This window comes from Aeromonas sp. BIGb0445 (assembly GCF_024809075.1).
GTDB lineage: Bacteria > Pseudomonadota > Gammaproteobacteria > Enterobacterales > Aeromonadaceae > Aeromonas > Aeromonas rivuli.
The window spans coordinates 205,693-227,437 of sequence record NZ_JANUES010000001.1 but is presented as its reverse complement, the minus strand read 5'-3'; the positions used below and the strand labels follow the sequence as shown (position 1 = coordinate 227,437).

Annotated in this window: 21 protein-coding genes; 16 read left to right on the top strand and 5 right to left on the bottom strand. The window is 59.6% G+C overall.

The window, feature by feature from the left end; genetic code table 11:
* Window positions 1-181: 181 nt before the first annotated feature.
* On the bottom strand, window positions 182-496 hold the full coding sequence (locus M2367_RS01065; RefSeq protein ID WP_259235534.1) for a BolA family transcriptional regulator: 315 nt from the start codon (window positions 494-496) through the stop codon (window positions 182-184).
* Window positions 497-949: 453 nt separating this feature from the next.
* Here M2367_RS01065 and M2367_RS01060 point away from each other — a divergent pair, with 453 nt between their 5' ends.
* The 6 genes from M2367_RS01060 (at window position 950) to M2367_RS01035 (ending at window position 6,260) form a co-directional block, all read left to right on the top strand.
* Window positions 950-2,095 (top strand): methyltransferase, encoded by a 1,146-nt coding sequence (locus tag M2367_RS01060; RefSeq protein WP_259235533.1) that lies wholly within the window; start codon window positions 950-952, stop codon window positions 2,093-2,095.
* 11 nt (window positions 2,096-2,106) lie between these two features.
* Window positions 2,107-2,682 carry a YajG family lipoprotein gene (locus tag M2367_RS01055; RefSeq protein WP_042040799.1) on the top strand — a complete coding sequence of 192 codons (576 nt, stop codon included), beginning with the start codon at window positions 2,107-2,109 and terminating at the stop codon, window positions 2,680-2,682.
* A 26-nt stretch (window positions 2,683-2,708) separates the two neighbouring features.
* A complete protein-coding gene (locus M2367_RS01050; RefSeq protein ID WP_042040800.1) occupies window positions 2,709-3,257 on the top strand; it encodes a peptidylprolyl isomerase in 549 nt (182 codons plus the stop codon).
* 116 nt (window positions 3,258-3,373) lie between these two features.
* A complete protein-coding gene (locus M2367_RS01045; protein WP_224431058.1) occupies window positions 3,374-3,703 on the top strand; it encodes a hypothetical protein in 330 nt (109 codons plus the stop codon).
* A gap of 214 nt (window positions 3,704-3,917) precedes the next feature.
* A complete protein-coding gene (locus tag M2367_RS01040) occupies window positions 3,918-5,297 on the top strand; it encodes an AmpG family muropeptide MFS transporter (RefSeq protein ID WP_259235532.1) in 1,380 nt (459 codons plus the stop codon).
* A 156-nt stretch (window positions 5,298-5,453) separates the two neighbouring features.
* Entirely contained in the window at window positions 5,454-6,260 is an 807-nt protein-coding gene (locus tag M2367_RS01035) for an outer membrane protein OmpK (RefSeq protein ID WP_224431060.1), read from the top strand.
* A 102-nt stretch (window positions 6,261-6,362) separates the two neighbouring features.
* Here M2367_RS01035 and M2367_RS01030 read toward each other — a convergent pair whose 3' ends face one another.
* Window positions 6,363-6,845, bottom strand: a complete 483-nt coding sequence (locus tag M2367_RS01030; RefSeq protein ID WP_042040804.1) for a YajQ family cyclic di-GMP-binding protein — start codon at window positions 6,843-6,845, stop codon at window positions 6,363-6,365.
* A gap of 195 nt (window positions 6,846-7,040) precedes the next feature.
* Here M2367_RS01030 and M2367_RS01025 point away from each other — a divergent pair, with 195 nt between their 5' ends.
* The gene (locus M2367_RS01025) at window positions 7,041-7,976 is read left to right on the top strand and encodes a ketopantoate reductase family protein (RefSeq protein WP_042040805.1); all 936 of its coding nucleotides are present in this window, start codon (window positions 7,041-7,043) and stop codon (window positions 7,974-7,976) included.
* A gap of 36 nt (window positions 7,977-8,012) precedes the next feature.
* Window positions 8,013-8,570 (top strand): DJ-1 family glyoxalase III, encoded by a 558-nt coding sequence (locus M2367_RS01020; RefSeq protein WP_042040806.1) that lies wholly within the window; start codon window positions 8,013-8,015, stop codon window positions 8,568-8,570.
* Between the two features lie 123 nt (window positions 8,571-8,693).
* Here the strand turns inward: M2367_RS01020 and tyrS are convergent, their stop codons facing one another.
* Window positions 8,694-9,893: a tyrosine--tRNA ligase gene (tyrS, locus tag M2367_RS01015; RefSeq protein WP_259235531.1), complete on the bottom strand. Its 1,200-nt coding sequence runs from the start codon at window positions 9,891-9,893 to the stop codon at window positions 8,694-8,696.
* Window positions 9,894-10,005: 112 nt separating this feature from the next.
* On the opposite strand from tyrS, the gene M2367_RS01010 reads away from it, so the two are divergent.
* Entirely contained in the window at window positions 10,006-11,307 is a 1,302-nt protein-coding gene (locus M2367_RS01010; protein ID WP_224431063.1) for a peptidoglycan DD-metalloendopeptidase family protein, read from the top strand.
* A 98-nt stretch (window positions 11,308-11,405) separates the two neighbouring features.
* The gene (locus tag M2367_RS01005) at window positions 11,406-12,530 is read left to right on the top strand and encodes an anhydro-N-acetylmuramic acid kinase (protein WP_259235530.1); all 1,125 of its coding nucleotides are present in this window, start codon (window positions 11,406-11,408) and stop codon (window positions 12,528-12,530) included.
* A gap of 309 nt (window positions 12,531-12,839) precedes the next feature.
* On the opposite strand, the gene M2367_RS01000 is transcribed toward M2367_RS01005, so the two are convergent.
* Complete coding sequence (locus M2367_RS01000; protein ID WP_259235529.1) at window positions 12,840-13,157, bottom strand: hypothetical protein; 318 nt, start codon at window positions 13,155-13,157, stop codon at window positions 12,840-12,842.
* Window positions 13,158-13,560: 403 nt separating this feature from the next.
* Between M2367_RS01000 and M2367_RS00995 the strand changes: the two genes are divergently transcribed.
* Together M2367_RS00995 and M2367_RS00990 are read left to right on the top strand one after the other, a co-directional pair.
* Window positions 13,561-14,826, top strand: coding sequence for a RidA family protein (locus M2367_RS00995; protein ID WP_259235528.1), 1,266 nt, complete (start codon window positions 13,561-13,563; stop codon window positions 14,824-14,826).
* A gap of 179 nt (window positions 14,827-15,005) precedes the next feature.
* On the top strand, window positions 15,006-15,830 hold the full coding sequence (locus tag M2367_RS00990; RefSeq protein WP_259235527.1) for a hypothetical protein: 825 nt from the start codon (window positions 15,006-15,008) through the stop codon (window positions 15,828-15,830).
* Between the two features lie 85 nt (window positions 15,831-15,915).
* Here M2367_RS00990 and tkt read toward each other — a convergent pair whose 3' ends face one another.
* Window positions 15,916-17,907, bottom strand: a complete 1,992-nt coding sequence (gene tkt / locus M2367_RS00985) for a transketolase (protein WP_259235526.1) — start codon at window positions 17,905-17,907, stop codon at window positions 15,916-15,918.
* Between the two features lie 375 nt (window positions 17,908-18,282).
* Here tkt and metK point away from each other — a divergent pair, with 375 nt between their 5' ends.
* The 4 genes from metK (at window position 18,283) to rsmE (ending at window position 21,683) form a co-directional block, all read left to right on the top strand.
* Window positions 18,283-19,434 carry a methionine adenosyltransferase gene (gene metK, locus M2367_RS00980; protein ID WP_042040813.1) on the top strand — a complete coding sequence of 384 codons (1,152 nt, stop codon included), beginning with the start codon at window positions 18,283-18,285 and terminating at the stop codon, window positions 19,432-19,434.
* A gap of 150 nt (window positions 19,435-19,584) precedes the next feature.
* Complete coding sequence (locus tag M2367_RS00975; protein ID WP_404972785.1) at window positions 19,585-20,103, top strand: SprT family zinc-dependent metalloprotease; 519 nt, start codon at window positions 19,585-19,587, stop codon at window positions 20,101-20,103.
* 68 nt (window positions 20,104-20,171) lie between these two features.
* Complete coding sequence (locus M2367_RS00970) at window positions 20,172-20,855, top strand: endonuclease (RefSeq protein ID WP_310504048.1); 684 nt, start codon at window positions 20,172-20,174, stop codon at window positions 20,853-20,855.
* 96 nt (window positions 20,856-20,951) lie between these two features.
* Entirely contained in the window at window positions 20,952-21,683 is a 732-nt protein-coding gene (gene rsmE, locus M2367_RS00965) for a 16S rRNA (uracil(1498)-N(3))-methyltransferase (RefSeq protein WP_259235525.1), read from the top strand.
* Window positions 21,684-21,745 lie beyond the last annotated feature (62 nt).

Sequence of the window (21,745 nt, the reverse complement as noted above, 5' to 3'; positions counted from 1 at the left end):
ATCAAAACCCGTACTTCCGCCACACCTGGACGAAAATACCCACTAAGAGTTAGTTTCGTGAAAGTTCACCGCAGGATTAGAAAAATTGATGAGGTTGCCGACAAATGTTGCCGATGAAACAGGCAAAGGGGTATCCCTTTGTTAACGGAACATCACAGCTTCTCAGTTATTTCCCTGTCGCTCATTGGGGACCCAGCTTGCTGGCACAGACCGGGCTGCGCGGCGCCATGCCCTTCTGTTGCCACTCTTCATCGGTATAGGTATGCAGTGCCAGCGCATGAACGGGCCCGGCCAGCAGATCGGCCAGCAGTTGATTGACCTGGCGATGACGGCTGATGAGGCGCTGAGCGGCGAAGGCTTCGCTCACGATGATCACCTTGAAGTGGCTCTCGGCGCCCGGCTCGGTACGATGCATGTGGCTCTCGTTGAACACCTCTAGATGGCTGGGATGAAGGGCCTCATTGAGGCGTTGGCTGATGGTCTCTTGGGTATTCATGATCTCTTCCGATGGCTGATAGGGACAAACCCCATTCTATCGACTTTGGCGCTCAGGGAGAACGTGCATGGCGGGACAAGGGGTGAATTGCCCCTGCGCCGTTGGAGCCGTTAGAGCAGCCCCACTCGATCGGCGTTGCCCCTGAGAGAAAGCCTTCACTGCGGGGTAATTGGTGAATTGCCCCCGCGCCGTTAGACGAGGCTCATTCGAACAACATTGACCACTCACTGCGGGGTAATGGGTGAATTGCCCCGGCGCCGTTAGAGCAGCCCCATTCGATCGGCGTTGCCCCTGAGAGAAAGCCTTCGCAGCGGGGTAATGGGTGAATTGCCCCCGCGCCGTCAGACGAGGCCCATTCGCTCAACATTGACCACTCACAGCGGGGTAATTGGTGAATTGCCCCGGCGCCGTTAGAATAGCGCCATTCGATCCAGCCGTGAGACAGACAGTTCAATGCAGACCCACCTCGAGACAGACCATTGCCGCCTGATCCTGCAGCGCTATCCGCGCCAGGCGCAGGATCCCCTGCAGGCATGGGATGCCGCCGATGAGTACCTGATCAATCAGTTGGCAGAGCAACCTCCCGAAGGCTGCGGCCCCGTCATCATCATGAATGACAGCTTCGGCGCCCTGGCCGCCTTTCTCCATGACCATCAGCCCCTGTGCGTGACCGACTCCTTCGTCAGCGAACAAGGCACCCTGGCCAATCTGGCCGACAATGGTCTGGATCCGGCATCCGTCCGCATCCAGGACTCGCTGGCACCACTGCCAGCGGCCCCGACCCTGGTGATCATCAAGGTGTCCAAGTATCAGGCCCTGCTCGAGCAGCAGTTGCTGGCCCTGCGTGAGGTGGTCACCCCGGCCACGCGCATCCTGGCCGCCGGCAAGGCCAAGGAGATCCACAGTTCGACCCTCAAGTTGTTCGAGAAGTATCTGGGCGAGACCCGCACCTCCCTGGCCTGGAAGAAGGCCCGCCTCATCCATTGCAGCATCGCTGACGCAGCGGGGACAGACAGCCCCACCCTGGCCAACCCCTTCCCGACCGTCTGGCCACTGGAGGGAAGCGAGATGCACATCCACAACCATGCCAACGTCTTCTCGCGTACCAGCCTGGATATCGGCGCCCGCTTCATGCTGGCCAACCTGCCTATCCACAGCGCCCGCAAGGTGATCGATCTGGGTTGTGGCAATGGCGTGCTCGGTCTGGCCCTGCTGGCCCGGGACAGCGAGGTGGAGGTGGCCTTCATCGATGAATCCTATATGGCGGTGGCCTCGGCAAGGCTCAACGTCGAACACAATCTACCCACCGCCCTGCCCCGTGCCGAGTTCTTGGTCAACAACTGCCTGGATGGCTTGCCGACCGGTTATGCTGACCGCATCTTGTGCAACCCGCCGTTCCACCAGCTCCAGGCGATCACCGATCACATCGCCTGGCAGATGTTCGAAGATGCGCACAGGGTGTTGCCCAAGGGGGGGGAACTCTGGATAGTGGGCAACCGGCATCTGGACTATCACAACAAGCTGAAGCGACTGTTTGCCAATGCACAAGTCGTTGCATCCAATAGTAAATTCGTTATTTTGAAAGCCATTAAACGCTAGAGGAATCCATCATGAAATCACCACTCCTGCTGCTCGCCGCCCTGCTGCTTGGCGGCTGTGCCACCCACTGGCCCGAGACGGCACTGCTCAATCCCCAGGTGATCCCGGCGAATCAGCAGTACTACTCCGGCAACCGCATCACCATGGAAGGCATAGACAAGCGTGCCGCTGCCCATGTGTTCGCCATCAAGCAGAAAGAGAAGGCCCCCGTCTACATCAAGAGCGAGCAGCCCCTCAATACCCTGCTGGTCGAGCGCCTCAGTGAAGGGCTGCGCAGTCAGGGGCTGGAGGTGGGCAACAGCGGCACTACCAACCTGACGCTGCAGGTCAATAACGCTCTGGTAAACGTTGAAGAGAAGACCTTCACCTATGTCACCAAGACCAAGGTGAGCCTGCAGGTGATGGCCGATTTCCAGGGGAGCCGCCTGACCAAGGTGTTCAATGCCAGCGCCAGCAAGGAAGGTCCGGGAGAGCCCAGCATCGCCGATCTGGAGCTGGTGCTGAACCAGCAACTCGGTAGCCTGATCCAGCAGATCATGGCCGACGAACAACTGCGCGGTTACCTCAAAGGCCAGCCAAGCGCCTGATCTCTCTATGTATTAAGGATAATGTCATGAAGAAGCTGATGTTGCTGGCCCTGCTGGCCTGCCCCCTGGCCTTCGCAGCCCCCAAGGTGAAGCTTGAAACCAACCACGGCAATATCGTGGTGGAGCTGGCCCCCAAAGCGGCCCCCCAGACGGTGAAGAATTTCCTGCGCTACGTGGCCGATGGCAGCTACGATGGCAGCCTGTTTCACCGGGTCATCCCCGGCTTCGTGGTGCAAGGGGGCGGCTACAACCAGCAGTTCCAGCAGCTGCCCACCTTCGATCCCGTGGTAAACGAGTCCAAGGGGGGCCTGCCCAATACCCGTGGCAGCATCGCCATGGCCCGCACCCAGGCGGTGGACAGCGCAACCCGCCAGTTCTACTTCAACCTTGCCGATAACAGCAACCTCAACGCCAATGCCGGCGCCGGCTATACGGTATTTGGTCAAGTGGTGCAGGGCATGGAAGTGCTGGACAAGCTGGCTCAGGTTCAGACCGGCTACAGCCCCATCCTGCGTGCCAATGACGTGCCGACCAGCACCATCATCCTCAAGAAGGTGACACTGCTCGCCGAGTAAATCCGACTGCCGGGCCCGCTCGGGCCCGGTCTCTTGCCCATCCAGTCCCTTTTCCCTCCCGATGCCAGATCGTTTTCTATACTGCTCACTCCCCTCAATCTGGATTGGAGCATCTCGTGACCTGCGATGACTATTTTGCCCAGCACAGGGCCCCCCTGGCCCTGGCCGTTCGTCAGTTTCTGGCACAACAGCTCGACTATGACGCCCTGCAAGACGTGAGCTGGCAACTGCTCGGCCAATGGCAGTCTCTGCCCCGGGACTGCGCCGACAAGCAAGCCGATAGCCCGCAGGAGAGCGTGTTCTGGCACCTGCTGCACAGTCTGCACCTCTGGAACCAGGATGAGCTGGCTCAGGATCCGGCGTTGCGCCACCAGCTGCATGACTGCGCCGCCTGTTTGCTGGGCGAGGGACCGGCACCGCTGGGCTGCATAGGAACCCGCCCCTGAGCTCATCGCACGGGATGGCTGGCTCCCGGCAGAGCAAGGTGAGGCCGACGAGCGTCAATAATCTCATTCGACACCGCGTTAACGACCCATCGCCGCCGTGATCTGCCCTCTGGCGGCCAGACGACCTCTCTTTGTCCCCACAATCTGAGCGCCCGCCTTGGCGCGGGCGGATGAACCTGCCAAAATGGCTCACTTTTCCCGAGGAGTCAGACACTTGAACGCTGTCAGCAAACCAAGCTGGAAAGAATCCCTCCGAGTCTATCTCGAGCCCCGCGTCCTTATTCTGTTTGCCATGGGGTTCTCCTCCGGTTTGCCGCTGTTGCTGGTATTCGGCACCCTCTCCTTCTGGCTGCGCGAGGCGGGGGTGAGCCTGACCGACATCGGCTACATGAGCTGGGTGGCGCTGGCCTATGGGGTCAAGTGGCTGTGGTCCCCCCTGGTGGACAGATTGGCCCTGCCGCTGCTCTCGCGTCTGCTCGGCAGACGCCGCAGCTGGATGCTGTTCTCCCAGCTGTTGATCGCCGCGGCCCTGGTCGGCATGTCCTTTTGCGATCCCAAGACCCAGCTCGCCCAGCTTGCGCTGTTCGCCCTGCTGGTGGCCTTTGCCTCCGCCACTCAGGACATCGTGATCGATGCCTACCGCATAGAATCAGCCCCTGAACGCCTTCAGGCGGCCATGGCGGCCTCCTACATGACGGGTTATCGACTGGCCATGATCATGGCCGGGGCGGGCGCTCTTGCCCTGGCAGCCTGGCTTGGCAGCAACAGCGTCTATGACTATCGGGGCTGGCAGTTAACTTACCTGCTGATGGCGGGGATGATGAGCATTGGCCTCATCACTACTCTCTGTTGCCATGAGCCCGACATCGATGTGGCAAGCCAGGACAGGCAGCAAGCGATGCGCAAGTCCCTGCTGCTGCAACACGGCTGGCCACGCTCACTGGCGGGACTCGGCGCCTGGGCCTACGAGGCCGTCTGGTGCCCCTTTGCCGACTTCTTCGAGCGCCATGGCCGTTCGGCCCTGTTGATCCTCGGGCTCATCGCCTGCTATCGCATCTCGGATGTGGTGATGGGGGTCATGTCCAACAGCTTCTATGTGGATCTCGCCTTCAGCAAGACGGAGGTGGCGACCATCACCAAGGTATACGGTGTCATCATGACACTGGTGGGCGCCAGTGTGGGGGGCATTCTGGTGATGCGCTTTGGCACCTTGCGCATCCTGATGCTGGGTGCCCTGCTCACCGCCAGTACCAATTTGCTGTTCGCGCTGCTCAATCAGATCGGTCACAACCTGGAGCTGCTGACCCTGATCATCTCCCTGGACAATCTGAGCGCCGGCATCGCTACCGCGGCGTTCATCACCTATCTGTCGAGCCTGACCAATGTCGCCTTCTCGGCCACTCAATATGCCCTGTTCAGCTCCGTCATGCTCTTGCTGCCAAAACTGCTGGCTGGCTTCTCCGGTGGCTTCGTCGAACAGTTTGGCTACAGCGTCTTCTTCATTGGGACCAGTCTGCTGGGCATCCCGGTGCTGATCCTCATCACCATGGTTGCCAGACGAAACTGTGCGTTGTTACCGAAATCGAACGAATAGCAAGCGTTTGCGCCAATTTGGGGGTGATTAGATTCACACTTCCAGAGAAAGTTCCCTCTTGATCGTTTATCCGCGGAAATTAATTGGCTAGAATCCCTCCGCTCCTTGTGGGCAGGCTACGGAAAACCTCAACTAAACGCACAAGAGACCAATAAAATGGCCAAATTGAACAAGACTCTGATCGCGGCAGGCTTGCTGGCAGCATCCGCCACTCCGGCTATGGCTGCCGACTATAGCGGTGACATCCACAAGAACGACTACAAGTGGTTCCAGTTCAACGTCATGCACACCATCGATCAGCTGCCTTACAGCGAATCCGAAGGTGGTTACAACGACACCTACTTCGAAATGGAATTTGGTGGTCGCTCCGGTATCTTTGACCTGTACGGTTACGTCGACGTGTTCGACATCTTCCAGAGCAAGCACGACGACAAGCATGACAGCGACAACCTGTTCATCAAGTTCGCCCCACGCCTGTCCATCGATGCCATGACCGGCAAAGATCTCTCCTTCGGTCCGGTGCAAGAAGTCTACATTGCCAACCTGGTCAACGTGGGTGGTCCGGATGGCCTGTTTGAAGCCATGACTGGTCTGGGTGCCGACGTACAAGTGCCTTGGTTCGGCAAAGTGGGCATGAACCTGTACGCACGTCACGTCAACGAAGGCTCTGGCGAGCAAGGCTGGAACGGCTATCAGTTCTCCATGAACTGGTTCAAGCCCTTCTACACCTTCAGCAACGGCAGCTTCGTCGCCTATCAGGGCTACCTGGATCACCTGTTTGATGCCAAGGACACTTCCACCGACGGTACCGCCATGTTCAACGGCCTGTACTGGCACTCCGACCGCTACGCCGTCGGTTACGGCCTGAAGTACTTCAACGACATCTACGGTATCCAGAACGGTACCTACGGCCTGAAAACCACTGGTTTCGGTCACTACTTCTCCGTGACCTACAAGTTCTAATCGAACCCGTAGCACGCAGAAACGAAAAACCGGAGCCCTGGGCTCCGGTTTTTTTATGGCGCAACGCGCAGAAAAAGAGGGCCGAACCCTCTTCCCCCGGGATCAGTCGCGGAAATTCTGGAACTGCATAGGCTGACCCAGCTCGGCGCCACGCACCAGGGCCATGGCCTCTTGCAAGTCGTCACGCTTCTTGCCGGTGACGCGCACTTCATCGCCCTGAATGGCGACCTGCACCTTGATCTTGGAATCCTTGATGAGCTTCACCAGCTTCTTGGCGACCTCTTTCTCGATCCCTTGCTTGAACTTGACGTTCAGATGGAAACGCTTGCCGGAGTGGACGCTATCGCCCGCCTCCATTGAACTGTTTTCGATGTTGCGCTTGAGCAGGGCTGCGCGCAGTATCTCTACCATCTGCTTGAGTTGGAAGTCGGCATCGGCCTCCAGCTTGACCTCTTCCTTGGCCATCTCGAAGCTGGCTTCTACACCGCGAAAATCGAATCGGGTGGCCAGTTCACGATTGGCGTTGTCGACTGCGTTCAACACCTCGTTCATTTTGACTTCAGAGACAATATCGAATGACGGCATGGCCGGGGCTCCTCATGTTGCGTTCGTTATGAGGGGGCAAATCTACCAGAAAACCGGCAAATTTGCTGATTTCGATAAAGGCGCTCTGTTAGAATCCTTGCCATTGCCGACAGGTGAGACCCATGAGTGTCCACCCCATCGCCATTCGGGCACCTCTCCAGGTCGAATGGCCCACCCTCTTGATCGAGTCATATCATGCCAAGCGGATCTCAATCCCCCCTCCCCCCCTCCTGGTCCCTGCTCGGTTGTGGCGCACTCGGCGGCGTCTTCGCCGCCCTGCTGACCCAATCCGGCCAACCGACTCAGGTGCTGCTACGCGAGCGCCACAGAGCGACACTGCACCCCGTCATCGACTTTACCGGGCTGGATGGCCAGCATGGGCTGCTCAGCATTGCCAGGGGTTTCCTGGCCGATAACCCCCCCATCCGTCGCCTGTTGGTGATGACCAAGGCGGATCAGGTGATCCCCGCCTTGCAGCCCCTGGTCGGCAAGCTGGACAAGTCTGTGCCCATAGTGCTGCTGCACAACGGCATGGGGGTGGCCGAGCGGGTCGCCGAGCTGTTTGCAGAGAACCCCATCATCGCGGGTGTCACCAGCCATGGCGCCCTGCAGCAGGGTCACTTCGTGTTCCGCCACACTGGCCGAGGCGAGACCTGGCTAGGCCCGGTCAACGAGCAGGGGCGCCACTTCGCCCATCTGGCAGACCGCCTTGCCCAGGCCCTGGGCCAGGCGGGCTGGGACGAGCAGATCCTCGCCCGCCAATGGCACAAGCTCGCCATCAACTGCGCCATCAACCCCCTCACCGCCCTCTATCGCATCAAGAATGGCGAGCTGACAGGTCCACGCTTTGCCGACACCTTGCAGCAAGTCTGCATCGAGGTGGCCGATGTCATGAATGCAGAGGGCATTGCCACGACCCACGAGGAGCTGGCGCGGCGGGTACAGTCGGTCGCCGGACTGACCGCGGACAACTACTCTTCCATGCAGCAGGATCTGGAGCAGGGCAAAGAGACTGAGATAGAAGCCATCACCGGCTTCCTGCTGGCCAAGGCGCGCCTCCACGGCATCATGGTACCGGTCAATCAGGGCCTCTATCAGGCCGTCAAGGATCGCCACCAGGCCGAGCGCTGATCCACCTTTAGTCCTCAACCGGAGCAGGAGTCCCCCATGAGTGTCTTGGTATTGGTCGCCCCCGGCTCGGAGGAGATAGAAACCGTCGCCATCCTGGATGTGCTGGTGCGCGCCAACATAGCGGTGCTGCTCGCCTCCTGCTGCCCTTTGGGCCTGCGCCAAATTCGCGCCTCACGCGGGGTTCAGCTGGTCGCCGACTGCCATCTCGACGAGCTGCCGCAAGAGGAGTTCGAGATGATAGTGGTGCCCGGCGGCCTGCCCGGCAGCGAGTGCATCCGCGATAACAGCCGCGCCATCGGTCTGCTGCGCGAACAAGCCGCGAACGGTCGCTGGCGCGCGGCCCTGTGCGCCGCCCCCGCCGTGGTGCTGCTGCCCCATCAGCTGCTGGGGCAAGCCAGCGTCACCTGCCATCCCGGCTTCTGGGCCCAGATCCCCGCCGCCCAACTCCGCCATGAGCGAGTGGTGATAGACAAGGGCGCGCGACTGGTGACCAGCCAGGGACCTGGGACGGCCATCGAGTTTGCCCTCACCCTGGTGCAGGTGCTGCGTGGCGCCACTGCGGCCGAGGCCGTGGCGGGCCCGATGATCCTTTAAGAGAAATGGCCACTGGATCGACCCATCAGCTTGCCGAGGGGACATCGCCAACGAAAAGGCCTCCACGAGGGAGGCCTTTCTGATCTCAGGGCCAGCCTGATCCGGCTGGCGGAGGGAAAGCGCTTACTTCACCGTCACCCGGGCAAACTTGCGCTTGCCGACCTGATAGACGGCGGTGCCGGCAGCGATCAGCGCCTTGCCATCGTCCAGCTTGTCGCCATCCACCTTGACCGCGCCCTGCTTGATCATCCGCAGCGCCTCGGAGGTGGTCTCCACCAGACCGGCGCCTTTGAGCAGGTTGGCGATGGCCAGGCCGTCCCCTTCCAGGGCCAGTTCGACTTCCGGCATCTCGTCCGGGATGGCGTTCTTGGAGAAACGCTGGGTGAAGTCTTCGTGGGCCGCCTCGGCCGCCGCCTCGTCGTGATAACGGGCGATGATCTCTTTCGCCAGCCAGATCTTCACATCGCGCGGGTTCAGGGTCCCGGCTTCGATGCCGGCCTTGAAGCCTTCGATGTCCGCCAGCGGGCGGGAGGAGAGCAGCTCGTAGTAGTTCCACATCAGGGTGTCGGTGATGGACATGATCTTGCCGAACATCTCCCCCGGGGCGTCGTGCACGCCTATGTAGTTGGCGGCAGACTTGGACATCTTCTTGACGCCATCCAGGCCCACCAAGAGCGGCATCATCAGCACGCACTGGGCGGCCATGCCGGCATCTTTTTGCAGCTCGCGACCCATCAGCAGGTTGAACTTCTGATCGGTACCGCCGAGCTCGACGTCCGCCTTGAGCGCGACCGAGTCATAGCCTTGCAGCAGCGGATAGAGGAATTCGTGGATGGCGATGGACTGGCCGCTGCTGTAGCGCTTCTTGAAGTCGTCGCGCTCCATCATGCGGGCCACGGTCTGCTTGGCCGCCAGCTTGATCATGCCGGTGGCGCCGAGCTCACCCAGCCAGCTGGAGTTGTACTCGATGCGGGTCTTGGCGGGATCCAAAATCTTGAACGCCTGCTCCGCATAGGTGAGGGCGTTGTGCTTGATGGCCTCTTCGGAGAGCGGCGGGCGAGTGCTGTTCTTGCCGGACGGGTCCCCCACCATGGCGGTGAAGTCGCCGATCAGCAAGATGATCTCATGGCCCAGATCCTGGAAGGTCTTCAGCTTGTTGAGGATCACGGTATGACCCAGGTGAATGTCCGGAGCCGTCGGGTCCATCCCCAGCTTGATGCGCAGCGGGCGCCCTTCCTTCAACTTGGCAACCAGTTCTTCTTCAACCAGAATTTCTTCCGCTCCGCGCTTGATCTCGGCTAGCGCCACCTCGAGCTGGGACATTTTTTGACTCTCCAATCACGATTCCACAGGGCCAGACATATTACTGGAATGGCGAGACAATTGGAAAGCCTGTAAAATCCGCTGATTCCGCCCGACTTCACGCCCTTTTCTCATGCATATTTGGCACACCTTCAACGCTCTTCCCCTCTGGCACCGCAAGATGGTGCTTATTCTGAGCATCCTGGTGATGATGCTGGCCGCCTGGCCCGGCGAGCAGGCCGTCGCCACCCGGGTCGATGAGCATGCCGCAAGTCGGACCCGCGACGAGTTGCCAGACGAGCAGGATCGCCTCGCACTGGAGCAGACTGTCCGCCCGGCCAAGCCTCTTTATGTCACCAAGCAGGTCAAGGTTCGCAGCGGCGACAACATGGGGGTCATCTTCCAGCGTCTGGGCCTCGGCACGGCAGATCTGCACCTCATCGATCAGCTCGCGGCCGCCGATCCGCTGCGCATGCTCAAACCCGGTCAGGAGCTGACCTTCAAACTCACCCAGGGCGGCGAACTGCAGAGCCTCTATTACCCTCACAGCCTGGAGCAGGCGCTCAAGGTCAACCGACGGGAAGATGGCTTCGTGGCCAAAGCGGTTCGCCTGGAACTCGACACCCGTGAAAACTGGGCCCAAGGCAATATCCGCTCCAGCTTCTGGGGCGCCGCCGTCGAAGCGGGCATGACCGAGGATCAGATCATGGATTTGGCCGCCATCTTCGGCTGGGACATCGACTTTGCCCAGGACTTGCAACCAGGGGACAGCTTCCGGGTGCTGTTCGAGGAGAAATACCAGGATGAGGAGCGGGTCGCCTCCGGCGATATTCTGGCCGCCGAGTTCGTCAACCAAGGCGAGGCCTACCGCGCCGTGCTGAGCGATGATGGCAACTACTACACCCCGGCGGGCAAGGCGATGCGCAAGAGCTTCCTGCGCGCGCCGGTCAACTTCAAGTACATCAGCTCCAACTTCAACCCGCGTCGCCTGCACCCGGTCACCGGCAAGGTACGCCCCCACAACGGCATCGACTACGTGGCCCCCGTGGGCACCCCCATCATGGCCTCGGGGTCGGGGAGCGTGGTGGCCGCCGGTTACAACCAGTTCAACGGCAACTATGTGTTCATCAAGCACGCCGGCAACTATGTGACCAAATACCTGCACCTCTCCAAACGCACCGTCAACAAGGGTCAGCGAGTGAAGCAGGGACAGACCATAGGTCTGCTGGGCAGCACGGGCCGGGTCACGGGCGCCCATCTGCACTACGAATTCCTGGTCGCCGGGGTACACAAGAACCCGCGCACCCTGACCCTGCCTCAGGCAGAAACCCTCAGCGGCCGCGAGTTGAGCCAGTTCAAGGCCCAGGCCCTGCTGCAACTCGCCAAGCTGGAGCGCTCAGAGCCTCAGCTTGCCCAGCGCCGGGACGGATCCTGAGTCAAGGGCTCACCCGGATCACGGGGAGCAAGCAGCAGCCATCGCCGGTATGGCGACAGGCAAAGCGGTTATCACAAGCAATGACAAGGAGCCCTCAGATGGCGGAACGTTACTTGGGTCTGATGTCCGGCACCAGCCTGGATGGCATCGATGCGGTGCTGATAGAGACGGATGGGGATGGCGTGCGGGTCGAGGCGGCGCTGTGCCATCCCTGGCCCGATGACACGGCTCACGCGCTGCACACCCTCTGCACTCCGGGGGAGAATGAAATCGATCGCATGGGGGTAGCCGATAACCTGGTGGCCCGCGAATTTGCCGCCGCCGCTCAGGCTCTGCTCGACAAAGCGGGGCTCGCGCCCGCCGATATCCGTGCCATCGGCTCCCACGGCCAGACCATTCGCCACCGCCCCCAGCTCGGCTTCACCCTGCAAATTGGCAACAGCGCTCTGTTGGCCGCACTGACCGGCATCGACGTCATCAGCGACTTCCGCAGTCTGGACATGGCCCTCGGCGGCCAGGGAGCCCCCCTGGTGCCCGCCTTCCATCAGGCCATTTTTGCCAAAGCGGGCGTCCTGCGGGTGGTGTTGAATCTGGGCGGCATCGCCAATATCTCTGTGCTGCCCGGCGGCTCCGGTTGCAATGTCTATGGCTTCGACACCGGCCCCGCCAATACCCTGCTCGATGGCTGGTATCGCCGTCATCAGCCCCAGGGCGGCAGCTACGATGCCGGTGGCCAGTGGGGTGCCAGCGGCCAAGTGGTTCCTGAACTGCTCGACAAACTGCTCAGCCACCCCTACTTCGCCGCCCCCGCCCCCAAGAGCACCGGGCGGGAGATGTTTACCCTGGAGTGGCTAGACGGCGAGCTGGCAGGCAGCCATTACTCCCCCGTCGATGTGCAGCGCACCCTGCAGGCGCTGAGCTGCCACAGCATCGCCCGCCAGCTGCCCGTGCTTGCAACGGGAGCGGATGACACCCCCCCCCAGGCCGAGCTGTTTGTCTGCGGCGGCGGTGCCCACAACGACCCGCTGCTGGCCGAGCTGGCGGCTCTGCTGCCCCGCTGGCGCATCGCCAGCACGGCCGAGCTGGGGCTCGCCCCCGACTGGGTGGAAGGGGCCGCCTTCGCCTGGCTGGCGCAGCGCTTTATCCAGCGCCAGCCAGGCAACCTACCTGCGGTGACCGGCGCCAGCCGCCCAGCGGTACTAGGTGCCCTCTACCCCGCCTGAAGGGCCGAGAGGGGCAATAGGGGTAGCCGACTGTCATCCCGGCCCCGTTTATCAAACCGGGCAACCTGCCCTTATTCGAGCACCGGCGCCAGTCGACCGGCCGTACTCGGTGCCCTCTATCCCGCCTGAAGGGCCGAGAGGGGCAATAGGGGTAGCCGACTGTCATCCCGGCCCCGTTTATCAAACCGGGCAACCTGCCCGCCGTCACCGGCGCCAGCCGACCAGCGGTGCTCGGTGCCCTCTACCCCGCCTGAACGGGCAACCAGCGCACACGAACAGAGAGGGCGGCACATGCCGCCCTCTCTGTCATTATCCGGCTCTGCCGGCAGACGTTATCGACCTTGTTCTCTTCCCTTCTTTTTCCCGCTGCAATTTCATTGCATAAATCTGAATGTCATATGCAGCCCGTATTGGTTGATTGCGGCGGCTCGCTTGCGTCAATGACATCGTCGTCATGCAGCCTGGGTGAATGATAATTCTCGCCTCTGTTTCAAGGGTCGAAAACGGACATTGGCTAGCATATTTTTGATGTTGCTGACAGCCCCGTTCATGGGCATAAAATGCATAGCCATTCATATTGAAGTGCATGAACAGCAAAATATTGCCGATGATTAACCCTTTATTCACAGAATTGATCAACGACGGCCCGGTACAAACCCACGCACTGCGGCCATTTCCCTTATAAGGCGCGTTATGACACCCGGCCAGCCGTTATATATCGTGAATTGAACCGCATTTTAGCTATATTTCAGAGCATTGAGCCACCTCATAGAAATGCGATCCCAGTTTGCATCCCCTGGTCGGCCCCCCATAGAATCCCCCTGTCTGAATCATCAACCCGATCCATTTCTCCATCAGCCGCTCGCCCACGCAGGCGACGTCGAAGCAAGACTCGAAACAGCGATGACTGTTTTCCGTATCACCCGTCGTCATTCGTCGGGAACGGGCAACTGTTGCCGAAATAAAGCGAGGCGTGCGGCAAACGAGGAAGGCGTTGACCCTACATCAATAAAGAGAAAGGAGTATCGCCATGAGTGGTACCATCATCAAGTCAGCCAGAAATACCCCTAATGCCCCCCAGGATCTGGGCCCCTATACCCAGAGCGTGGCGTTCTCTCATTACAACAATATTTCCGCTCAACTCCCTGTCGATCCCAACACCGGCAAGATGATCGAGGGTGATGTCGCAGCGCAGGCCAGACAATGCCTGAGCAACATCAAGGCCATCGTCGAAAGCATCGGCCATGTGATGGACGACATGGTGAAAGCCACCATATTCCTGAAAGACATGGGGGATCTGGAGGCGGTCAACAGCGTTTATCGCGAATTTTTCCCGGGCTATCTGCCGACCCGTACCGTGCTGGCGGTGGCCGGTCTGCCGCTTGGCGCCGCCATTCAGATGGAGGCCCTTATCTCCAACGGCGAAGGCACCTTCCCCCAGGCACCCTGCGCCTTAGTGAAACTCGCCCGCAATAGCGACAAAGCCCCGCAGTGTGCACTCTCGACCCATACCGTTGCCTTCTCTCACTACAACAACATTGGTGCCCAGCTGCCGGTCGATGCAGCATCGGGCAAACTGGTTGCCGGTGGTATCCAGGAGCAGGCGGCCCAGTGCCTGCGCAATATCAAAAACGTGCTGGAGAGCATAGATGTGCCCTTTGACGACATCGTCAAGGTGAACATCTACCTGACCAGCCTCGCGGATCTGGAGGCCGTTGGCGAGGTCTACAGCACCTTCTTCCCGGACTCCGCCATCGCTCGCGCCGTGGCTTATCTGCCCGCTCGCTCCGTTGTCAGCGCAACGGCCCTGCCCATGGGTGCCCGGGTGCAGATGGATGCGGTCATCTCCCACGGTGACGGCACCCCGCCCCAGCTGGTGGAAGACAGGCACAACCTGGTGATCCGCGCCCGCAATACCTACAAGGCACCACGCAGCCCGCTCCATTGCCAGAGCGTCGCCTTCTCCCACTACAACCATATTGCCGGCCAGCTGCCGATCGACATGGCCACCGGCAAGGTGCTGACCGGCTGTATCCGTGAGCAGACTGCCCAGTGCCTCGGCCATATCAAGACCATCGTCGAGAGCATCGGCCATATGATGGACGATATCGTCAAGGTCAATATCCAGGTCGCCAATATCGCGGATCTGGCGGAGGTGGATGCCGTCTATACCCGCTATTTCCCGAGCTACCTGCCCGCCCGCACCGTCATTGGCGTGAGCGAGCTGCCCGCCGGCGCCCTGGTGCAAATTGATGCGGTGATGTCCAATGCGGAAAGTACTCCGCCGCAGGCGTAAGTGTTGCGGTAAATAAAAAGAGACCGGCTGATGACCGGTCTCTTTTTATGTAACATGTGGGGCATTATTTTTATGGCATCGTCTTAAAGAACGCGAACGTCCGATTACGCTTCGCTAATCTAACCTACGAGCTCATGCATATAATTGATGTCACTACAGATACTTTGGGATGGTTAGTGATGAGTAAAATTTCAGAAAGAGTAAGACATGTAAAAATCAGAGATGGATATTGTCTAATTTGTGGAGAATTTGGCACACTCTCGATAGATCATGTTCCACCGCAGGGTTCAATTACTGTAACTAAGGTTGAACAGCGTCATATTATGGAAATGATGGGGGCAGGTGCTAAATCAATAAAAGGGGTGCCATCAACCAATGGAAGCAAATTCAGAACGATCTGCAGCAACTGTAATAGTAATATCTTAGGAGGCAATGATGGCGAGGTTGCGGATGCAAATAAAAAGCTGACAAGTAAAATTCGCAATTATTTTCAGAATCCAATCTCCCCATATAATACCCTATCTATTGACATAAACCCTATCAAATATGCCAGAGCGATGATAGGCCATATTCTATCTGCGACATCAGTTACCGAGTGTAAAGAGCCACCACAAAAATCTCCGTACTTTGACCCACTAAAGAAATTTGTACTAGGGGATGACCATGCCATTACAAAAACCTATGATATATATTATTGGTTTTATCCTTACGATCGTCACTTGAGCGCAAAGTGTGTGAGCTTTTTCAATCAAGGGCATTCTACAGTACTAAGTTTATTGTCATTTTTCCCAATCGCATTTCTCGTAACCCCAAAAGATGAAGGTATATACCCAACCCATGCCGCGCGCTTTGATTTCAGTTCTAGTAAATTAGTTCTAGATTTATCCAGTTACAACATTCATTTTTCTGACTTTCCTTTTTCAGAACTAAAAGGAAATCAGATGTGTTTACTAAACGATTGTCAGACAATAATAAGTTATCCAATTAAGAACCAAGATATATAGTATATTTTCCGTAACTATTTTTATTACACTAAAAAAGCGCCTCCCAAGGGAGGCGCTTTTCAATTCAGTATCAAGCAATCAGCTATTACAGGGATTCAGCGGTCGCAACCACGTTTTCCACGGTAAAGCCGAATTCCTTGAACAGCAGCTCGGCAGGTGCAGACTCACCGAAGGTGGTCATACCGATGATCTTGCCGCCAAAGCCCACGTACTTGTACCAGTAGTCGGCGATGCCCGCTTCGATGGCGACACGCTTGGTGACGGAAGACGGCAGGACGGACTCCTTGTACTCGGCGCTTTGTGCGTCGAACACGTCGGTGGCCGGCAGGGAGACCACGCGCACGGCGCGGCCCTTGGCGGTCAGCTGCTCATAGGCAGCCACGGCCAGCTCCACTTCGGAACCGGTGGCGATCAGGATCAGTTCCGGGGTACCGGCGCAATCTTTCAGCACATAACCACCCTTGGCGGTATCGGCCAATTGCTGGGCGGTGCGGTCCATCTGGGGCAGGTTCTGACGAGAGAAGATCAGCGCAGTCGGGCCGTCCATACGCTCGATGGCGTGCTTCCAGGCGATGGCGGATTCAACCTGGTCACATGGGCGCCAGGTGCTCATGTTCGGGGTCAGACGCAGGGAGGCGATCTGCTCTACCGGCTGGTGAGTCGGGCCATCTTCACCCAGACCGATGGAGTCGTGGGTGTAAACGAAGATGGCGCGCTGCTTCATCAGGGCGGCCATGCGCAGGGCGTTGCGGGCGTACTCCATGAACATCAGGAAGGTGGCGCCGTAGGGGATGAAACCCCCGTGCAGGGCGATGCCGTTCATGATGGCGGACATGGCGAACTCGCGCACGCCGTAGTGGATGTAGTTGCCTGCCGCGCTCTCGGGAGTCAGAGACTTGGAGCCGGACCACATGGTCAGGTTGGACGGCGCCAGATCGGCGGAACCACCCATGAACTCGGGCAGCAGCTTGCCGAAGGCTTCCAGGGAATTCTGGGACGCTTTACGGGTCGCTATCTTGGCCGGGTTGGCTTGCAGGGTTTCGATGATCTTGGCGGATTCAGCGGCCCAGTTGGCTGGCAGCTCGCCTGCGGTACGGCGCTTGAATTCAGCAGCCAGGGTCGGGTGAGCGGCTTCATAGGCGGCGAACTTGGCAGCCCAGTCGGATTCGAGCTTGGTGCCTTTCTCCTGGGCATTCCACTCGGCGGCGATCTCGGACGGGATGACGAACGGTGCGTGATCCCACTTCAGGAAGGCACGGGCGGCGGCGATCTCGTCGTTGCCCAGCGGTGCGCCGTGGCAATCGTGGGAGCCGGACTTGTTCGGGGAGCCGTAGCCGATGATGGTGCGGCAGCAGATCAGGGTCGGCTTGCCGGTCTCGGCCTTGGCGGCTTCGATGGCAGCGTTGATGGCTTCCGGGCTGTGACCGTCAACGGCCGGGATGACGTGCCAGCCGTAGGCTTCGAAACGCTTGGGGGTGTCGTCGGTGAACCAGCCTTCCACATGACCGTCGATGGAGATGCCGTTGTCATCCCAGAAGGCGATCAGTTTGCCAAGCTGCAGGGTACCGGCCAGGGAGCAAGCCTCGTGGGAGATACCTTCCATCAGGCAGCCGTCGCCCATGAAGGCGTAGGTGTAATGGTCGACGATGTCGTGACCCGGCTGGTTGAACTGCTCGGCCATGGATTTTTCAGCGATCGCCATGCCCACGGCATTGGTGATGCCCTGACCCAGCGGGCCAGTGGTGGTTTCGATGCCAGGGGCATAACCGTACTCAGGGTGACCCGGGGTGCGAGAGTGCAGTTGGCGGAAGTTTTTCAGATCCTCGATGGTGAGGTCGTAACCGGAGAGATGCAGCAGGGAGTAAATCAGCATGGAGCCGTGGCCGTTGGACAGCACGAAACGGTCGCGGTCGGCCCACTTGGGGTTGTTCGGGTTGTGCTTGAGGTGGCCACGCCACAGCACTTCGGCGATATCTGCCATTCCCATGGGGGCGCCCGGGTGACCGGAGTTGGCTTTTTGTACGGCATCCATACTCAATGCGCGAATGGCATTGGCAAGCTCTTTACGAGAAGGCATCTGTATCTCCTGCGATTGCTTCATTTGATGGCCAAGATTAAGGCGCGTTATTGTCCCAGCAGGGCGGGCGAGGTGCAAATATTATCTGGGCGAATAAAGTGGCTTTGGGAGCGCAGTCGCTTTTCTTGCCCCGGCAAACGATTCGCGTTGCGGCCATTTGCAACCCTTTATGGGTAAGGCTGGCCACAGCTGGCACCAAACCAAAATAGTGCTGGCAATCACCCTCCCCCCTCTTTAAAATAGACGTCCAGATGGAGATACCTCTACAAAGACGTCCCTAGAGTGACGTCCCGATGCAGATATCTCAAATACCAAGACTCTCCTTTTTACCCGGTTATGGCCAAGGCGATAACCCCTAGCGTTGAGAATGCTTCCATGGCAAAGCTGTTTACTTCCGAGTCGGTCTCCGAAGGCCATCCCGATAAAATCGCCGACCAGATCTCCGATGCGGTGCTGGATGCCATCCTGGAACAGGATCCCATGGCCCGTGTCGCCTGTGAGACCCTGGTCAAGACAGGTATGGTACTGGTTGGCGGCGAAGTAACCACTTCTGCCTGGGTCGACATCGAGCAGATCGTGCGCGATACCGTGCGCGAGATTGGCTACACCCACTCCGACATGGGCTTCGATGCCGACTCCTGCGCCGTGCTGAACGCCATCGGCAAGCAGTCGCCGGACATCAACCAGGGTGTCGATCGTGCCGATCCCTATGAGCAGGGCGCCGGTGACCAGGGCCTGATGTTTGGCTACGCCACCAACGAGACCGAGGTGCTGATGCCAGCACCCATCACTTACTCTCACCTGTTGGTGAAGCGTCAGGCCGAAGTGCGCAAGAATGGCACCCTGCCCTGGCTGCGTCCGGATGCCAAGAGCCAGCTCACCTTCGCCTATGACAGCGAAGGCAAGATCCTTGGCGTCGATGCCGTGGTGCTCTCCACCCAGCATTGCGACTCCATCAGCCACGCCGATCTGGTCGAAGCGGTGCGCGAAGAGATCATCAAGCCGGTACTACCCGCCGAGTGGATCAGCAAGAACACCAAGTTCTTCATCAACCCGACCGGCCGTTTCGTCATCGGCGGCCCCATGGGTGACTGCGGTCTGACCGGTCGCAAGATCATCGTCGATACCTACGGCGGCATGGCCCGTCACGGTGGTGGCGCCTTCTCCGGCAAGGATCCATCCAAGGTGGATCGCTCCGCCGCCTACGCCGCTCGCTATGTCGCCAAGAACATAGTGGCCGCCGGTCTGGCCGACCGCTGTGAGCTGCAAGTCTCCTACGCCATCGGCGTGGCCGAGCCGACCTCCATCAGCGTCGAAACCTTCGGCACCGCCAAGGTCTCCGAGGAGCTGCTGGTCACGCTGGTGCGCGAGCACTTCGAACTGCGCCCCTACGGCCTCATCGAGATGCTGGATCTCAAGCGCCCCATCTTCAAGGCCACCGCCGCCTACGGCCATTTCGGTCGCGAAGAGTTCCCCTGGGAGCGTACCGACAAGGCCGAGCTGCTGCGCGCCGCCGCTGGCCTCTAAGCCAGCCGGTAGTCAGAAAGGGGAGCTCAGGCTCCCCTTTTTCATGGCCGGGATCCGGATGAACAGACCCCTTGCCTGCTTTTCGTCAGCATGAGCAAGAGGTAGACTGCCCCCCTTTCGCTCACCAGCATGAATAGCCTTCAATTGCCCATGTCAGCACTTACTCTCACCCCGCTACAGATGCAGCAGACCCTGACCGAACGGGTCCATCTCTGTTTCAGTCAAGCCGAGCAGAAACTGGGGCGCGCGTTCCCGCGTCCGCAGATCCACTGCAACATGCGTGGCCGGGCGGCGGGGTCGGCACGGCTGCAAACCTGGGAGCTGCGCTTCAACCCGGCACTGTTTGCGGCCAATTATCAGGCCTTCCTCGATGAGGTGGTGCCCCATGAGGTGGCGCACCTGCTGGTGCATGCCTTGTGGGGCGCAGGACGAGGCAAGGGGCGAGTGCTGCCCCACGGTCGCCAGTGGCAGTCGGTGATGCGAGAAGTGTTCAATCTGGAACCCAGAACCACCCACAGCTTCGATCTCGCCGTGCTGGCTCAGCCTAGCGTGACCTACGCCTGTGCCTGTCAGCAGCATCAGCTCTCCATCCGCCGCCATAACAAGGTGGCGCGCGGGGAGGCCAATTACCATTGCCGGCGCTGTAAGCAGGTGCTCACTCGCCCCTGAGTCGCATTCTTGTCGCCCCCATGCCAGGGGCGCGGTCAACATCACTCCCGACCCCCTTAAGGAAGCCCATGTCTCGTTTCGCCTCGTTCATTCTGCTTGCCCTCTTCATGGCCCTGCCGTTGCAAGCCCAGACCTTTCGCACCGCCAAACAAAGTCTTAATCGCCTCTATCAGTCCCACCCCACCAGCTTCTACTGCGGCTGCGACATCGACTATCAGGGCAAGCAGATGAGCCCGGATCTGGCCAGCTGTGGCTATGAGCCGCGCAAACAGGCCAAACGCGCCGCCCGCATCGAGTGGGAACATGTGGTGCCCGCCTGGGAGTTCGGCCACCAGCTGCAGTGCTGGCAGGAGGGTGGCCGCAAAAACTGCGGCAAGAGCGACCAGTTCAACCAGATGGAGGGGGACATGCACAACCTCTTCCCCGCCATCGGCGAGGTGAACGGCGATCGCGCCAACTACCGCTTCTCCGACTGGAACGGCAAGCCGAACCAGTATGGCCAGTGCCAGATGCTGGTGGATTTCAAGGCGCGTCAGGTACAGCCGCCCAAGGGGCCGGTACGGGGCCAGATAGCCCGCGCCTATCTCTATATGAGCAAACAACACGGGCTGCGTCTGGCCGCACAACAACGTAAACTGTTCGAAGCCTGGGACAGGCAGTACCCGGCAGATAGCTGGGAGTGCGAACGCAATCGCCGCATCGGCAAGCTGCAGGGCAACACCAATCCCTTCATTGAAAAGCAGTGCCAATGACACCATGTAAGGAAGCAGGCGTCCCCTTGCTCCCAGACAGGGGCGGGATGAGAGCCATCCCGCTCATTGAATCAGCCAAGAGACAGACACTCAGCCATGCGCATTCCACGTATCTATGAACCGGCCGCCCTGCAGGTTGGCCAGACCCTCGCCCTGTCGGAAGACGGTGCCAATCACATAGGCCGGGTACTGCGCATGCAGGCCGGTCAGGCCATCGAGCTGTTCAACGGCGATGGCCAGCAGTACCACGCCCTCATCACCAGCGTCGGGAAAAAATCCCTCGAGGTGAGCATAGAGAGCGCCGAGGCCCGCTCGATCGAGTCGCCTCTGGCCATCCACCTGGGCCAGGTGATCAGCCGTGGCGACAAGATGGACTTCACCATCCAGAAATCCGTGGAGCTGGGCGTCACCTGCATCACCCCGCTCTTCTCCGAGCGCTGCGGCGTCAAACTGCCCGCCGATCGCCTCGAGAAGAAACGCGAACAGTGGCAGAAGGTGGTGATCAGTGCCTGCGAGCAGTGCGGCCGCAATGTGGTGCCAGAGGTGCGTATGCCCATGGAGCTGGATGCCTGGCTGGCAGAAGAGACCCGGGAGCTCAAGCTCAACCTGCACCCGCGCGCCTCCTACAGCATCAGCACCCTGCCTATCCCTGCGCACGGCGTACGCCTGTTGATAGGCCCGGAGGGCGGCTTGTCCAGCGACGAGATCGCCCGTACTGTGCAGGAAGATTTCAAAGAGATGCTGCTGGGGCCGCGGGTGCTGCGCACCGAAACCGCGGCCCTGACCGTCATCACGGCGCTGCAGTGCCGGTTTGGCGATCTCGCTTAATGCCATCGGGCAGCGTCGATAAGCCCCGTGGCGGCATCCTCGAACGATTGCAGCCTTAAACG

Excerpts from the sequence above, each read along its gene's own strand:
- M2367_RS01065 (WP_259235534.1), bottom strand. The coding sequence starts at position 496 with ATGAATACCCAAGAGACCATCAGCCAACGCCTCAATGAGGCCCTTCAT.
- M2367_RS01060 (WP_259235533.1), top strand. The coding sequence starts at position 950 with ATGCAGACCCACCTCGAGACAGACCATTGCCGCCTGATCCTGCAGCGC.
- M2367_RS01055 (WP_042040799.1), top strand. The coding sequence starts at position 2,107 with ATGAAATCACCACTCCTGCTGCTCGCCGCCCTGCTGCTTGGCGGCTGT.
- M2367_RS01050 (WP_042040800.1), top strand. The coding sequence starts at position 2,709 with ATGAAGAAGCTGATGTTGCTGGCCCTGCTGGCCTGCCCCCTGGCCTTC.
- M2367_RS01035 (WP_224431060.1), top strand. The coding sequence starts at position 5,454 with ATGGCCAAATTGAACAAGACTCTGATCGCGGCAGGCTTGCTGGCAGCA.
- M2367_RS01030 (WP_042040804.1), bottom strand. The coding sequence starts at position 6,845 with ATGCCGTCATTCGATATTGTCTCTGAAGTCAAAATGAACGAGGTGTTG.
- M2367_RS01025 (WP_042040805.1), top strand. The coding sequence starts at position 7,041 with ATGCCAAGCGGATCTCAATCCCCCCTCCCCCCCTCCTGGTCCCTGCTC.
- M2367_RS01020 (WP_042040806.1), top strand. The coding sequence starts at position 8,013 with ATGAGTGTCTTGGTATTGGTCGCCCCCGGCTCGGAGGAGATAGAAACC.
- tyrS (WP_259235531.1), bottom strand. The coding sequence starts at position 9,893 with ATGTCCCAGCTCGAGGTGGCGCTAGCCGAGATCAAGCGCGGAGCGGAA.
- M2367_RS01010 (WP_224431063.1), top strand. The coding sequence starts at position 10,006 with ATGCATATTTGGCACACCTTCAACGCTCTTCCCCTCTGGCACCGCAAG.
- M2367_RS01005 (WP_259235530.1), top strand. The coding sequence starts at position 11,406 with ATGGCGGAACGTTACTTGGGTCTGATGTCCGGCACCAGCCTGGATGGC.
- M2367_RS00995 (WP_259235528.1), top strand. The coding sequence starts at position 13,561 with ATGAGTGGTACCATCATCAAGTCAGCCAGAAATACCCCTAATGCCCCC.
- M2367_RS00990 (WP_259235527.1), top strand. The coding sequence starts at position 15,006 with ATGAGTAAAATTTCAGAAAGAGTAAGACATGTAAAAATCAGAGATGGA.
- tkt (WP_259235526.1), bottom strand. The coding sequence starts at position 17,907 with ATGCCTTCTCGTAAAGAGCTTGCCAATGCCATTCGCGCATTGAGTATG.
- metK (WP_042040813.1), top strand. The coding sequence starts at position 18,283 with ATGGCAAAGCTGTTTACTTCCGAGTCGGTCTCCGAAGGCCATCCCGAT.
- M2367_RS00975 (WP_404972785.1), top strand. The coding sequence starts at position 19,585 with ATGTCAGCACTTACTCTCACCCCGCTACAGATGCAGCAGACCCTGACC.
- M2367_RS00970 (WP_310504048.1), top strand. The coding sequence starts at position 20,172 with ATGTCTCGTTTCGCCTCGTTCATTCTGCTTGCCCTCTTCATGGCCCTG.
- rsmE (WP_259235525.1), top strand. The coding sequence starts at position 20,952 with ATGCGCATTCCACGTATCTATGAACCGGCCGCCCTGCAGGTTGGCCAG.